The 14,197-nt window shown below is 71.8% G+C and carries 13 protein-coding genes; 4 read left to right on the top strand and 9 right to left on the bottom strand.

Translation table 11 applies throughout. The features are described 5' to 3' along the window. Positions 1–38: 38 nt before the first annotated feature. The gene (locus GA0070611_RS02410; protein ID WP_091656587.1) at positions 39–512 is read right to left on the bottom strand and encodes a winged helix-turn-helix transcriptional regulator; all 474 of its coding nucleotides are present in this window, start codon (positions 510–512) and stop codon (positions 39–41) included. A 56-nt stretch (positions 513–568) separates the two neighbouring features. On the opposite strand from GA0070611_RS02410, the gene GA0070611_RS02405 reads away from it, so the two are divergent. Next, positions 569–1,081, top strand: a complete 513-nt coding sequence (locus GA0070611_RS02405; protein ID WP_091656584.1) for a PaaI family thioesterase — start codon at positions 569–571, stop codon at positions 1,079–1,081. A gap of 182 nt (positions 1,082–1,263) precedes the next feature. Here GA0070611_RS02405 and GA0070611_RS02400 read toward each other — a convergent pair whose 3' ends face one another. Genes GA0070611_RS02400 through GA0070611_RS02390 form a run of 3 tightly spaced genes read right to left on the bottom strand, consistent with a single transcriptional unit; the run spans position 1,264 to position 4,365 of the window. After that, the gene (locus tag GA0070611_RS02400; RefSeq protein ID WP_091656579.1) at positions 1,264–2,199 is read right to left on the bottom strand and encodes an acyl-ACP desaturase; all 936 of its coding nucleotides are present in this window, start codon (positions 2,197–2,199) and stop codon (positions 1,264–1,266) included. 51 nt (positions 2,200–2,250) lie between these two features. Then, positions 2,251–3,591, bottom strand: coding sequence for a histidine--tRNA ligase (gene hisS / locus GA0070611_RS02395; protein WP_091656575.1), 1,341 nt, complete (start codon positions 3,589–3,591; stop codon positions 2,251–2,253). A 54-nt stretch (positions 3,592–3,645) separates the two neighbouring features. Next, the gene (locus tag GA0070611_RS02390; protein WP_091656570.1) at positions 3,646–4,365 is read right to left on the bottom strand and encodes an MBL fold metallo-hydrolase; all 720 of its coding nucleotides are present in this window, start codon (positions 4,363–4,365) and stop codon (positions 3,646–3,648) included. A gap of 264 nt (positions 4,366–4,629) precedes the next feature. On the opposite strand from GA0070611_RS02390, the gene GA0070611_RS02385 reads away from it, so the two are divergent. The 3 genes from GA0070611_RS02385 to GA0070611_RS02375 all read left to right on the top strand — a co-directional run bounded on the left by GA0070611_RS02385 (position 4,630) and on the right by GA0070611_RS02375 (position 6,927). After that, positions 4,630–5,496 carry a peptidylprolyl isomerase gene (locus GA0070611_RS02385; protein WP_091656567.1) on the top strand — a complete coding sequence of 289 codons (867 nt, stop codon included), beginning with the start codon at positions 4,630–4,632 and terminating at the stop codon, positions 5,494–5,496. Positions 5,497–5,560: 64 nt separating this feature from the next. Then, a complete protein-coding gene (locus tag GA0070611_RS02380) occupies positions 5,561–6,400 on the top strand; it encodes a peptidylprolyl isomerase (protein ID WP_091672346.1) in 840 nt (279 codons plus the stop codon). A 164-nt stretch (positions 6,401–6,564) separates the two neighbouring features. Continuing rightward, a complete protein-coding gene (locus GA0070611_RS02375; protein WP_091656562.1) occupies positions 6,565–6,927 on the top strand; it encodes a DsrE family protein in 363 nt (120 codons plus the stop codon). A 51-nt stretch (positions 6,928–6,978) separates the two neighbouring features. Here the strand turns inward: GA0070611_RS02375 and GA0070611_RS02370 are convergent, their stop codons facing one another. The 5 genes from GA0070611_RS02370 to yajC all read right to left on the bottom strand — a co-directional run bounded on the left by GA0070611_RS02370 (position 6,979) and on the right by yajC (position 14,122). Further along, positions 6,979–9,450: a RelA/SpoT family protein gene (locus GA0070611_RS02370; RefSeq protein ID WP_091656557.1), complete on the bottom strand. Its 2,472-nt coding sequence runs from the start codon at positions 9,448–9,450 to the stop codon at positions 6,979–6,981. Positions 9,451–9,741: 291 nt separating this feature from the next. Continuing rightward, positions 9,742–10,308, bottom strand: coding sequence for an adenine phosphoribosyltransferase (locus GA0070611_RS02365; RefSeq protein ID WP_091656553.1), 567 nt, complete (start codon positions 10,306–10,308; stop codon positions 9,742–9,744). 104 nt (positions 10,309–10,412) lie between these two features. Further along, complete coding sequence (gene secF, locus GA0070611_RS02360) at positions 10,413–11,615, bottom strand: protein translocase subunit SecF (RefSeq protein WP_091656549.1); 1,203 nt, start codon at positions 11,613–11,615, stop codon at positions 10,413–10,415. Between the two features lies 1 nt (position 11,616). Then, positions 11,617–13,557 (bottom strand): protein translocase subunit SecD, encoded by a 1,941-nt coding sequence (gene secD, locus GA0070611_RS02355; protein WP_197675835.1) that lies wholly within the window; start codon positions 13,555–13,557, stop codon positions 11,617–11,619. A gap of 220 nt (positions 13,558–13,777) precedes the next feature. Beyond that, entirely contained in the window at positions 13,778–14,122 is a 345-nt protein-coding gene (yajC, locus tag GA0070611_RS02350) for a preprotein translocase subunit YajC (protein WP_197675834.1), read from the bottom strand. Positions 14,123–14,197: the final 75 nt, after the last annotated feature.

Raw genomic sequence — 14,197 nt, 5'->3', positions numbered from 1 at the left:
CGCGATCCAGTGGACCGCCCCGTCCTCCGGGCGGGCGCTCAGTCCCGGCGACGCGCCCCGGGTCCGGGTCGGGGCAGCACGTCGCGGGGGTCGGCCACCTCATGCCCCCGGTCGCAGCGCAACTCCACCCGCACCGCGGCGCCGCAGTCGCGGTGCGTGACCGCCAGCGGTGAGCCCTCCGGGTCGGCGAGGTAACGGTCCCCCCAGCCGAGCACCGCCACCAGCACCGGCCACAGGTCGAGCCCCTTGTCGGTGAGCCGGTACTCGTGCCGTACCCGCCTGCCCGGCTCCCGGTACGGCTCGCGGCGCAGCACCCCCTGCTCGACCAGCATGGCCAGCCGGGTGGTGAGCACCTGCCGGGGAATGCCGGTGCGGACCCGCATGTCGTCGAAACGCCGCACGCCGTTGAAGACCTCGCGGAGCACGACCAGCGTCCAGCGCTCACCGAGGACGGCCATCGCGCGGCCGATCGTGCAGTTCTCCACCGACCAGTCCAGTGCCGCGGGTCTCATGGCGACCAGGCTAGGTCCGATTGACAGACTCAGCAACGCGCTGCCAGGCTGAGTCCATGACACAGACGCAGGGCCGTAGCCGCACCTTCTCCTGGTCCGACCCGGTGGCCGGCGCGGCCCACATCGGCCGGCGCAGCGGGCTGGACCTGCTGCGGGCCATGATCGCCGGCGAGCTGGCCGCGCCGCCGATCATGCACCTGATCGACATGGCCCGGATGGAGGCGGACGAGGGCCGCGTCGCCGTCGAACTGGTGCCCCAGGAGTTCCACTACAACCCGCTCGGCACCGTGCACGGCGGCATCATCTCCACCCTGCTGGACACCGCCGCGGCCTGCGCCGTGCACACCACCCTGCCGGCCGGCGTCGGCTGCACCTCGCTGGACCTGAACGTGAAGTTCCTCCGTCCGGTCACCGTCGCCAGCGGCATCCTGCGCTGCGAGGGCACCGTCCTGCAACGCGGCCGCCGTACCGCCCTGGCCGAGGCGCGGCTCACCGACGCCGGCGACCGCCTCATCGCCCACGCCACCTCCACCTGCCTCCTCTTCCCGCTCGACTCCCTCCCCACCTGACCCACCCCACTCCCCACTCCCCACTCCCCACTCCCCACTCCCCACTCCCCACTCCCGCGATCTTGCAGTTTCTGCCCCCGCCGCGCCCGAAACAGGGCATTTGTCGGGGCAGCAAGTGCAAGATCGCGCGCGCGGGAGTCGGGAGGGCGTGGGGGCCGGGGCGCGGAGGGGCGGGGGCGGGGTCAGGGGCGGGAGGCGAGGCGGGCGGCGCGGGCGTCGCGCTTCTCCTCGAAGCGGGCGGCGTGCGTCTCCAGGGCGTCCAGGTGGGCACCGATCTCGTCGCGGGCCTGTTCGCCGTCGGCGTCCAGGCCGGTCACCTCGAACAGGTTCCACTGGCGCAGCACCGGCACCACCACCTCGTCGCGGTGCTGACGCAGGTCGTAGATGCCGGCCAGGGCGATCGCCACCGACTTGCGGGCGAAGCCCTCCATCCCGGCGCCGGGCATCTCGAAGTCGGCCAGCACGTCGGCCACCGCCCGCATCGCCTGGCTCGGGGCGACCTCCAGGGCCGCGCCGAGCAGGTTGCGGTAGAAGACCATGTGCAGGTTCTCGTCGGCCGCCACCCGGGCCAGCAGCGCCTCGCAGCGCGGGTCGCCGGCGGCCCGGCCGGTGTTGCGGTGCGAGATCCGGGTGGCCAGCTCCTGGAACGAGACGTACGCCAGCGAGTGCAGCATCTCCTTGTCGTGGGCGTTGCTGAAGCCGGCCGACATGTGCGCCATGCGGGCCCGCTCCAGCGCCACCGGGTCGACCGCCCGGGTCACCGTCAGGTAGTCGCGGATCGCGGTGCCGTGCCGCCCCTCCTCGGCGGTCCACCGGTGCACCCAGGTGCCCCACGCGCCGTCGCGGCCGAAGAGCGTGGCGATCTGGTGGTGGTACGAGGGCAGGTTGTCCTCGGTGAGCAGGTTGACGATCAGCGCCGTACGGGCCACCTCGGGCAGCGTCGAGTCGGCCTCCGCCCACGCCTCGCCGTCGAGCGGGCCGTCGAAGGTGCGCCCCTCGCTCCACGGCACGTACTCGTGCGGGAACCACTCCTTGGCCAGCGACAGGTGCCGGTCGAGGTTCTTCTCGACGACGGGCTCCAACTCGTGGAGCAGGGCGGTCTGGCTGAGCACGGTCACGACGTTCTCCCTACGGTGGCGTAACTTACGCCACCGTAGGTCGAAACGTCGTCAGACGCCAGTCTCGGCGGACCCGACCAGCGGCTTCAGGTCCGCCCGGGGCGGCGTCCACTCCCCCGCCGCCGCGCTCACCTGGTCCCCGGAGCGGATGTCCTTCACCTGGTCGCCGTCGGCGCCGGGGAACCAGACGTACGGGATGCCCCGCCGCTCGGCGTAGCGGATCTGCTTGCCGAACTTGGCCGCGCTCGGCGACACCTCGGTCGGGATGCCCCGGGCGCGCAGCGCCTCGGCCACGGAGTTGCTGGCCGGCCGCTCCTCCTCGCTGCTCACCGCGACCAGCACGCAGGTCGGCACGTCCCGGGAGACGGTCAGCGCGCCGGCACCGAAGAGCAGGCCGAGCAGCCGGGTCACCCCGATGGAGATGCCCACGCCGGGGAAGCGGACGGTGCCCGAGCTGGCCAGGTTGTCGTACCGGCCGCCGGAGCAGACCGAGCCGAACCGCTCGTAGCCGATCATCTGCGTCTCGTACACGGTGCCGGTGTAGTAGTCCAGGCCGCGGGCGATGCGCAGGTCGGCGACGCAGAGGCCGGGTGAGTGCGCGGTGGCGGTCTCCATCACGGCGGTCAGCTCGGCGATGCCCTCGTCGAGCAGCGGGTCGCTCACCCCGAGGGCGCGCACCGCGTCGCCGAAGGAGGCGTCCGGCGCGGAGATCTCGGCCAGCGCCAGGCACGCCTTCGCCTGCGCCTCGCTCGCCCCGGCGGTCTCCGCCAGCAGGTCTGCGACCCCCGCCGGGCCGATCTTGTCGAGCTTGTCGACCGCGCGCAGCACCGCCTCCGGGTCGGTCAGCCCGAGCCCCCGGTAGAAGCCCTCGCAGATCTTGCGGTTGTTCACCTGGATGCGTACCGGCGGGATCGGCAGGGACCGCAGCGCGTCCCCGATGACCAGGGGCATCTCCGCCTCGTAGTGCGCCGGCAGGGTGTCCCGGTCGACGATGTCGATGTCGGCCTGGAGGAACTCGCGGTAGCGCCCCTCCTGCGGGCGCTCACCCCGCCACACCTTCTGGATCTGGTAGCGGCGGAACGGGAACTGGAGCTTGCCGGCGTTCTCCAGCACGTAGCGGGCGAACGGCACGGTCAGGTCGAAGTGCAGGCCGAGCGAGTCGTCGCCGGCCGGACCGTCGGCGTCGGCCTGCAGCCGGCGCAGCAGGTAGACCTCCTTGGACGTCTCCCCCTTGCGCAGCAGCTGGTCCAGCGGCTCGACCGCGCGGGTCTCCAGCGGGGCGAAGCCGTACAGCTCGAAGGTGGTGCGGATCCGGTCCAGCACGAACTGCTCGATCATCCGCTGCGCCGGGGTCCACTCCGGGAAGCCGGAGATAGGCGTGGGCTTGCTCATGGCGTACTCCTTGATCCCGCGCGGACGGCGCGGGCGACGTCGTGGTCGCGGCGACTAGAGGCCGCGGGAGGGCGCGGCCGGGCGCGCTCCGCCGGTCCCCGCCACCTCGACGAGGTACGGGTTGCTGGCGCGCTCGCGGCCGATGGTGGTCGCGGGGCCGTGGCCGGGCAGGACGACGGTGTCGTCGGCCAGCGGGAGGACCTTCTCCCGGAGACTGGTGAGCATGCGGGGCATGCTGCCGCCCGGCAGGTCGGTGCGGCCGATGGAACCGGCGAAGAGCACGTCACCGGAGAGGCAGATCTGCTCAGCCTCCCAGGGCGAGCCGGCGCCGGGCATCCGGAACAGCACCGACCCGCCGGTATGGCCCGGGGCGTGGTCGACGGTGATCTCCAGCCCGGCCAGCGCCAGGGTCGCGCCGTCGGTCAGCTCGGCCACGTCGTCCGGCTCGGTGTACGGCAGCCGACCGCCGAAGAGCTGGGTGAGGTCCATCGAGAGCGCCTTGGCCGGATCGGCCAGCAGCTCCCGGTCGTCGGGGTGCACGTACGCGGGAATGCCGCGGGCCCCACAGACCGGGGCCACCGAGAAGGTGTGGTCGAGGTGGCCGTGGGTCAGCAGCACGGCGGCCGGGTGCAGGCGGTGCTCGGCGAGCACGGCGTCGAGCCGGTCGAGCACCCCGATGCCGGGGTCGACCACCACGCACTGCTCCCCCGGCCCGGTCGCCACCACGTAGCAGTTGGTGCCGAAGGCGTCCGCGGGAAAGCCGGCCACGAGCACGTCCGCTCCCCTTCCGTTGGCGTTCGTCGTCCCTGGAACAGCCTAGTGGCACCGGCCACCGGGTATCGCCGGCCCACCGCTCCCGGCAACCCCACGGACCACAGTGACAGCGCCCGATAAAGCGAGGCCGGACCTCGTACACCACATTCCCAGTCGCTACCCGTACACTCTGGCGGGCGTGTGGCGTGGCGCACCTTTGCGCACCCACCGGGCGGCAGCGCCCCGCACGCCGGCGAGGACCAGGGTAGAGGAAGGGGAGCACGGGTGGCTTCCAGCAGGGACCGGCAGCGCAAACTGGCGCGGGCCAAGCTCGACCGGCAGCTCGCCCGGCGGGCCGCGACCGCCAGGCGCCGCCGGCAGATCCAGGCCGGTGTCGGCGCCGCCGTGGTGCTCGCGCTGATCGTGGTCGGTTCGGCCTGGGCGCTCGGCGCGTTCGACTCCAAGCCCGAGCGCAAGGCCGCCGAGGACGTCTGCGTCTGGACCCCGCAGGACGCGAAGGCCAACACCAACCTCAAGGACGTCGGCACGCCGAAGACCACCGGCCTGCCGACCGCCGGCACCCGGCCGATGACGATCACCACCAACCAGGGCGCCCCGATCACCGCCACGCTCGACCTCGCCTCGGCGCCGTGCGCCGCCGCCAGCATCTCGTACCTGGCCGGCCGGTCGTTCTACGACAACACCAAGTGCCACGAGATCACCGCCGAGGGCGCACTGCGTTGCGGTGACCCCAGCGGCACCGGCATCGGCGGCCCGGCCTACTCCTTCTACGACGAGAACGTCCCGGACCCGGCGCCCAGCCCGTCCGCCTCGGCGGCCCCGGGCCAGCCGGTGGCGTACCCCAAGGGCACCGTGGCCATGATCGCGAACCCGCCGGGCACCAACAGCAGCCAGTTCCTGGTCTTCTTCAAGGACTTCAACCCGGCCCAGCCGAAGTACCCGGTCATCGGCAAGGTCACCGGCGGCCTGGACGTGCTGCAGAAGATCGGCGCCCTGCCGACCGTGGACAATGGGACCGGCGCCAAGGTCAAGCCGAAGACGGACGTGGTGATCCAGAGCCTCACCGTCGGTGAGGTGACCGCCGGACCGGCCGCGACCAGCGCGCCGGCGGCGAGCCCCAGCGCCGGCTGACCCGCGCCACCGCCCCACAGCAGCAGCGGCGTTGCCGCACCCGAGAACACCCGGAGGAGTGACCGTGACGTCCACCAGAGACCGGCAGCGCGCGGCGGCACGCGCCCGCCTCGAGCGGGACATGGCCGAGCGGGCCACGAAGGCCCGCAAGCGCCGGCAGACGCAGGCCATCGTCGGCGCGGCGGCCGTGCTGGTCCTCGTGGTCGCCGGCACGGTCTGGCTGGTGACCTCGCTCGGCGGCGACGACAAGAAGGGCGACACCACCGCCAGCACCGCGGGCTTCGCGCAGTGCGCGTACAACCCGGTGCCGCAGCAGGCCCGCTCGAAGCAGATCAAGGACGTCGGCGTGCCGCCGAACCAGCAGGCCGCCAAGGGCACCCAGACGATGACCATCGACACCAACCTGGGGCCGATCACCGCGAAGATCGACCGCAGCAAGGTGCCGTGCACCGCGGGCAGCTTCACCTTCCTGGCCAGCAAGGGCTTCTTCGACAACACCAAGTGCCACCGCCTGGTGACCGAGGGCATCAAGGTTCTCCAGTGCGGCGACCCCAGCGTGACCGGCAAGGGCTGGCGGGCCAGCGACGGGACCGGCGGCCCGGGCTACAACCTGGCCGAGGAGAACCTGCCCACCGACAAGCGGCCCCCGTACCCGGACGGCGTCATCGCGATGGCCAACTCCGGCCAGCAGGGCAGCACCGGCAGCCAGTTCTTCATCGTCTACGGCGACTCCTCGCTGGACCCGAACTACACCGTCCTGGGCACCGTCACCGGTGGCATGGACCTGGTGAAGCAGGTCGCGGCCGCCGGTGACGACGGCGCCTTCGCCAAGCAGGCCGGTGGCGGGCACCCGAAGAAGGAGATCGTCATCAGCAAGCTCTCGATGAGCGACATCCAGGGCTGACCACCCGTACGTCACGACAGAAGCGCCCGCCGGCCGAGCCGGCGGGCGCTTCCGCGTCGTCAGACCGGGCGCGACAGCGGCTCGGCGACCCGGGTCACCGCGGCGAAGCGGTCGCGGATCGCCCACCCTGGTGGGTGACGACGTTCGACCCGAGGAGGAGCACCATGTCCGGAAAAGCGGTTGTCAGTCTCACCACCGGCCTGGAGGACGCCGAGAAGGTCACGGTGGCGCTGCTGGTGGCGGTCGGGGCGGCCGAGAGCGGCCGGCCGACCCTGATGTTCCTGACCAAGGAGGCGGTGCGGCTCGCGACCGAGGGGGTCGCGGTCGGCGTCGCGTGCGCCGGCTGTCCTCCCCTGGCGGACCTCGTCGCGCGGTACCAGGCGGCCGGTGGGACCTTCCTGGTCTGCTCGGTCTGCTTCACCAGCAAGGGTCTCGACGAGAGCCGGCTGATCACGTCGGCCCGGATCGGCGGCACCGTGCAGATGTGGGAGTGGATCGGGGACGGCGCGACGACCTTCAGCTACTGACCGGGCCGGGTCGTCGGCGCCACCCGGCGGGGGTGGCGCCGACGACGCGCGTCAGGCGCCCGAGGTGACCCGGTACGCGTCGAAAACCCCGTCGACCTTGCGCACGGCGGCCAGCAGGTGCCCCAGGTGCTTCGGGTCGGCCATCTCGAAGCTGAACCGGCTCACCGCCACCCGGTCCCGGGTGGTGGTGACCGTCGCGGAGAGGATGTTGACCCGCTCGTCGGAGAGCACCCGGGTGACGTCGGCGAGCAGCTTGTGCCGGTCGAGCGCCTCCACCTGGATGGCGACCAGGAAGGTCGAGGCGGAGGTGAGCTTCCAGCTCACCTCGACCACCCGCTCGCTCTGCGCACGCAGGTCCTCGGCGTTGGCGCAGTCGTCGCGGTGCACGCTCACCCCGCCGGAGCGGGTGACGAAGCCGAACACCGCGTCCGGCGGGACCGGGGTGCAGCAGCGCGCCAGCTTGATCCAGACGTCGCTGACCCCGCGCACCACGACACCCGGGTCGCTGCTGCTCTGCCGGCTGCGCGGCGGCCGGGTGGCGACGGCGGTCTCGGCGATGTCCTCCGCCGCGCCCTCCTCGCCGCCGTACGCGGCCATCAGCTTCTGCACCACCGACTGCGCGGAGACCTGGCTGTCGCCGACCGCCGCGTAGAGCGACGCCACGTCGGCGAGGTGCAGGTCTCGGGCGATCGCCATCAGCGCGTCCGAGGTGAGCATCCGCTGCAACGGCATGCCCTGCTTGCGCATCGCCTTGACGATCGAGTCCTTGCCGGCCTCGATCGCCTCCTCGCGCCGCTCCTTGTTGAAGTACTGGCGGATCTTGGTGCGGGCCCGTGGGCTCTTGACGAAGCCGAGCCAGTCCTGGGTCGGGCCGGCCGTGTCGGACTTCGAGGTGAAGATCTCGATCACGTCGCCGTTGGAGAGCGTGGACTCCAGCGGCACCAGCTTGCCGTTGACCCGCGCGCCGATGCACTTGTGCCCGACCTCGGTGTGCACCGCGTACGCGAAGTCCACCGGCGTCGACCCGGTCGGCAGCGGAATGACGTCACCCTTCGGGGTGAAGACGTACACCTCCTGGCTGGACAGGTCGAAGCGCAGCGCGTCGAGGAACTCGCTCGGGTCGGCCGCCTCGCGCTGCCAGTCCAGCAGCTGGCGCAGCCAGGTCATCTCGTCGATGTGCGCCGGCGGGCCGACCACCGGGGTGCCCTTGTGCTCCTTGTACTTCCAGTGTGCGGCGATGCCGAACTCGGCGGTGCGGTGCATCGCGTAGGTGCGGATCTGCATCTCCACCGGCTTGCCGGTGGGCCCGATGACCGTCGTGTGCAACGACTGGTACATGTTGAACTTGGGCATGGCGATGTAGTCCTTGAACCGACCCGGCACCGGCTGCCAGTTGGCGTGGATGACGCCCAACGCCGCGTAGCAGTCGCGCACCGTGTCGACCAGGATCCGCACCCCGACCAGGTCGTAGATGTCGTTGAAGTCGCGCCCCCGCACGATCATCTTCTGGTAGATCGAGTAGAGGTGCTTCGGCCGACCGGTGGTCTCCGCCTTGATCTTGGCGGCCTTCAGGTCGGTGGACACCTTCTGGGTCACCTGGCGCAGCAGCGCCTCACGCTGCGGCTGGTGCTCCCCGATCAGCCGGTTGATCTCCTCGTACCGCTTCGGGAACAGGGTGCCGAAGGCCAGATCCTCCAGCTCCCACTTGATGGTGTTCATACCGAGGCGGTGGGCCAGCGGGGCGAGGATCTCCAGCGTCTCCTTGGCCTTCTGCTCCTGCTTGGGGCGGGGCAGGAAGGTCAGCGTCCGCATGTTGTGCAGCCGGTCGGCCAGCTTGATCACCAGGACCCGCGGGTCCTTGGCCATCGCCACCACCATCTTGCGGATGGTCTCCGCCTTGGCCGCGTCGCCGAGCTTGACCTTGTCGAGCTTGGTGACGCCGTCGACCAGCAGGGTCACCTCGCCGCCGAAGTCGGCGCGCATCGCGTCGAGGGTGTACTCGGTGTCCTCGATGGTGTCGTGCAGCAGCGCGGCGACCAGCGTCGTGGTGTCCATCCCGAGGTTGGCCAGGATGGTCGCCACCGCGAGCGGGTGGGTGATGTACGGGTCGCCGGACTTGCGGTACTGACCCGAGTGCCAGCGCGCGGCCGTGTCGAAGGCCCGCTGGAGCAGCCGGGCGTCGGCCTTGGGGTGGTTCTCCCGGTGGGTCGCGATCAGCGGTTCGAGCACCTCGCTGACCTGGGAGGTCTGCCACGGCGCGTTGAACCGGGCCAGCCGGGCGCGGACCCGCCGGCCGGTCGGCGCGTTGGACAGGGCGAACCCACCGCTGGACGACGGGTCACCGGCGGTGTCGGCCGGGAACGGCACCACGACCGCCCCGCCGTCGGCCTGCGGGTCGGGTCCGTCGCCGGGAGTCCCGGTCGCGCGGGCCGGCGGGTTGCCGCTCCGCTCGGTCACCGAGCCGTCCGCGTCACCTGTCGGGTGCACCGTGCCCTCCACCGGAGGGACGACATCGTGGGACACCGGCCTCCTCACCGCTCGCCGGGGATGCGTCGGCCGTGCGACCGACGTCCTGTCCAACCGGCCGGGGGGCCGGTGTTGTTCCACGTCGACCGCCCCGGTCGACGCGGTCCGGGGTCACCCACCGGGGACCTCGCGGCCCCGGCGGCCCCGCGCCGCGCCGGCCGTCCGACCGGTCGCCGCGCCACCGGACGGTCACCCGTCCGGTCAGCAAAGGGCAATGCTACCCGCACGCACCGTACGTCGCCGCTCCGCCGGACGGTCCGCGCCGGGTCGGCCCGACGGGCCACCGGGTCAAACGGTCAGCAGGGCATGGACCGGGCGCGGGGCGAGCCGCTGCCGCCCCTCGAGGAAGCCCAGCTCCAGCAGCACGGTGAAACCCGAGACCGTGCCGCCGGCCCGCTCCACCAGGTCGAGGGTGGCCTCGGCGGTCCCGCCGGTGGCCAGCACGTCGTCGACCACCAGCACCCGGTGCCCGGCGGTGAAGGCGTCCTGGTGCACCTCCAGGGTCGCCTCGCCGTACTCCAGCGCGTAGGAGGCGGAGTGGGTGGCCCGGGGCAGCTTGCCCGCCTTGCGCACCGGCACCACCCCGACCCCGGTGGCGTACGCGATCGCCGCGGCGAGCACGAAGCCTCGCGCCTCGATGCCGGCCACCACGTCGAACGAGTCACGCCCGTGGTACGCGACGATCCCGTCGATCACCTCGCGGAACACCGCGCCGTCGGCGAAGAGCGGCATCAGGTCCTTGAACACGACCCCGGCCTTCGGGAAGTCCGGCACGTCCAGCACCCGGCTGGCGACCAGTTGGGCGACCTGCGGGCCGCTGTCTCCCCGTACCCCGGTGGTGTGGGTCTCCGTCACGGTACGTCCCCTGTCCCTCTTCACGACGACGGCGTCCGTCATGCTGCTCGCACAGCATGGCGGACGCCGTCGGTTCCGTTCCTACCGGGTCTTCCCGGACCCGGTCAGCGGCGCTTCGCGCCGCCCGGCCGGTTGCCGCCGCCACCGGCGGGGCGACCGCCCCGGGCGCCGGTGGGGCGCTTGCCGGCCGGCCGGGCACCGACCTTGGGGGCGCTGCCGGCCAGCGCGGCGGCCTCCGGGTCGACGGTGTCCACGGTGTCGTCGCCGGCCTCGGTGGCGACCCGCGGCGCGCCCTTCGGGGCGATCTCGCCCCGGGCGATGGCGCCCCGGCGGGCCAGTACCCGCTTGTTGTGCGCGGCGATCCGCGGGTCCTGGTTCTTCAGCAGCACCAGCAGCGGCGTGGCCAGCAGGATCGAGGTCAGGAACGCCACCGCCATACCGACGAAGAGCACCAGGCCGAGGTCCTTGAGCGTGCCGGCGCCGAGCAGACCCGCCCCGATGAAGAGCAGACCACCGACCGGCAGCAGCGCGACCACGGAGGTGTTCAGCGACCGCATCAGGCTCTGGTTGAGCGCCAGGTTCGACGCCTCGCCGTAGGTCATGTTGTTGTTCGCGGTGATGCCGCGGGTGTTCTCCTGGACCTTGTCGAAGACCACCACCACGTCGTAGAGCGCGAAGCCCAGGATGGTGAGGAAGCCGATGATCGTCGACGGGGTCACCTCGAAGCCGACCAGCGAGTAGATGCCGGCGGTGAGCACCAGGTTGGTCAGCAGCGAGGCGATCGCCGCCGCCGCCATCCGCCACTCGAAGCGCAGGATCAGGTAGACCGCGACCACCGCGATGAAGATCAGCAGGCCGAGCAGGGCTCGCTGGGTGACCTGGCTGCCCCAGGCCTCGGAGACCTGGTCGCCGCTGATCTGGCTCGGCTGGATGCCGAGCTCCTGGGCGATCTCGGTCTTGACGTCGGTGGCCTGCTGCGGGGTGAGCTGCGGGGTCCGCATCTCGTAGTACTCGCCCTCGGTGCTGCCGACCTTCTGGGCGGTGACCACCTTGACGCCGCCGCCCTTGCTCTGCAGCGCGCCGTTGACCTTCGCCTCGGCGTCGTCCAGCGTGCCGACGCTTGCCGGCACCTGGAACGAGTTGCCGCCGGCGAACTCGATGCCGAGGCTGAAGCCCCGGATCGCGAAGCTGAGCACGGCGATCAGCACCAGCACGCCGGCCACGCCGAACCACAGCTTGCGCCGGCCGACGATGTTGAGATCGGCCTCGCCCCGGTAGAGCCGGGACGCCAGACCAGTCTTAGCCATCTCAGGCCTCCTTGACGCGCGGGTTGCGGGCGGCCTGCTCGGTCGAGCGGGCCGGCAGGGCCCGGCCGAGACCGCTGACCCGCGGGGACAGGAACGCCCGGGTCCGGGCGAACATCGTCATGATCGGGTGACGGAAGAGGAAGACGACGACCAGGTCGAGCACGGTCGCCAGGCCGAGCGCGAAGGCGAAGCCCTTCACCGCGCCGACCGAGACGATGTAGAGCACCACGGCCGACATCAGGGTGATGGCGTTGGCCGAGATGATCGTCCGGCGGGCCCGGATCCACGCCCGCGGCACCGCGCTGCGCGGGCTGCGTCCTTCCCGGATCTCGTCCTTGAGCCGCTCGAAGTAGATGACGAACGAGTCCGCCGCCACACCGAGCGAGACGATCATGCCGGCGAGACCGGCGAGGGTGAGGGTGAAGCCGATCGACCGGCCCAGCACCACCAGCGCGCCGAAGACCAGCAGGCCGGACAGGACCAGGCTCAGGAAGATGACCGAGCCGAGCAGCCGGTAGTAGAAGAAGGAGTAGATGATGACCAGCAGCATGCCGATGCCGGCCGCCAGCAGGCCGGCCTGCAGGTGGCTGGAGCCCAGGGTGGCGGTGACGTTCTGCTGCGCCTGCGGCACGAAGGTCACCGGCAGCGCGCCGTAGCGCAGCTGGCTGGCCAGCGCGTTCGCGGTCTTGCTGTCGAAGCTGCCGCTGATCTGCGAGTCACCGGTCAGCACGCCCTGGATCTCCGGCGACGAGACGATCTCGTTGTCCAGGACCACCGCGACGCGGCACTTGCCGTCCTGGCCGAGCGCGGTCTGGTCGCAGGCCTGACCCTCGTTGTTGAACGACTCGCGGGTCAGCGCGGTCCACTTCTCCTGACCCTTGCTGGTGAAGTTGAGGCTGACCACCCACTGGCTGGTCTGGTCGAGCACCGCGTTGGCGTCGTCGACGTCGGTGCCCTCGACCTTCGCCACGTCGAGCAGGTACTTGGCGCCGGCCTCGCAGGCCACCGCCGTCTGCTTCGGGTCCTTGATCGACGCCGGCGGCCGCTTGTCCAGCTGGGCGCAGGAGATCGTCGGGACGTTGAACTGCAGGTCGGCCGGGAGCACCGCGACCTCCTGCGGGGAGAGCGTGCCGAACGGCTTGAGCTTGTCGGCCAGCGACGGGTCACTGGCCACGTCGGCCGGAGCCTTCAACGCGGTGGCGGCCGCCCAGGCGGCCGGGCCGACCTTCTGCTCGACGGCCTTGCGCTGCTGCTCCACGCTCTGCGGCACCGGCTCGGCGCTGGCGCTCGGCGACGGCGCGGCGCTGGCCGGGGCCGACGGGGTCGGCGCGGCGGCGCTGGCGCTCGGCGTCGGGGCCATGCCGCCCTGCCCACCGGCGCTCGGCGACGCGCCGGCCTTGGCGCTGGCGCTCGGCTTCACCTTCGGCGCGGCGCTGCCGGACGGCTTCGGCGCGGCGCTGCCCGACGGCTTCGGCACGGCGCTGCCCGACGGGGTCGGGGCGGCGCTGGCGCTGGGGGCCGGGGCGGCGGTCGCGCCGCTGCCGTCGGTGGCCTTGAGCACCTTGCGGAAGCGCAGCTCGGCGGCGCTGCCCACGTCGGTCAGGTCCCGGTTCTCACCGGGCAGGGAGATGACGATGTTCCGGTTGCCCTCGGTGACCACCTCGGCCTCGGCCACGCCGTACGCGTTGACCCGGCTCTCGATGATCTGCCGCGCCTCTTCGAGGTTGGCAGCCGTCGGCGGCTTGCCGTCGACCGTGTTGGTGGCCTCGAGCGTCAACCGGGTGCCGCCGATCAGGTCCAGGCCGAGCCGCGGCTCAAGCCGGTCCTGCCAGCCACCTTTGGCACCGCCCGAGAAGAACACCAAGAGATAGAGGACGACGAAGACGAGCCCGAGAACGGCCAACTGCCGTCCGGGGCGCATCTGTCCCTGAGGTGGTGCCACGGCTGTCTTGTCTCCCTGTACGGTCGCGCCGCCGGACGGCGGCGACGAAGTCGGGCCGGGGGTGTCCGTCCGACTGCTCTGGCGGGTCGACGCCCGACCGGCACGCCACCCCGGTCACGACGCGGCGGCGTCGAGTGGGGTACGGGGCGTGCCGGCGTCGGACGCCGACCCAACTATCCACTTGTACCGGTGAATCCGCTGCCCCCTGGAGGGCGATGGTTCACTCCTTGACCGGCTCCACGTCCTCGGTGACCGTCTCGGCCTCCGGACGCTCGACCTGCTTGACCACGCGGGCGATGGCCGGCCGGGCGTACCGGGTCTGCACGCCCGGGGCGACCTCCAGCAGGACGGTGTCGTCCGCGACGTCGGTGACCGTGCCGTAGAGCCCGCCGATGGTGACGACCTCGTCGCCGGGGGCGAGCGCGGACTGCATCTGCTCGGCCTCGCGGCGGCGCTTCTGCTGGGGGCGGATCATCATGAAGTACATGACGCCGAAGAGCAGAGCGATCATGAGGATCGGCGTCAGACCGCCCGCTCCCCCGCCACTCGCTGCTGCGTAAAGCACGGTTGTCGACCTTCCCATTGGCCTCCGCGCCACCCCGAGGGGCACCGGAGCGGAGGCGGATTCTCACGTCCTGTA

It is taken from the genome of Micromonospora auratinigra (genome assembly GCF_900089595.1).
In the GTDB taxonomy this organism is placed as follows: domain Bacteria; phylum Actinomycetota; class Actinomycetes; order Mycobacteriales; family Micromonosporaceae; genus Micromonospora; species Micromonospora auratinigra.
Note: the sequence above shows the minus strand (reverse complement) of the source record. Positions and strands in the feature narration are given on the sequence as shown.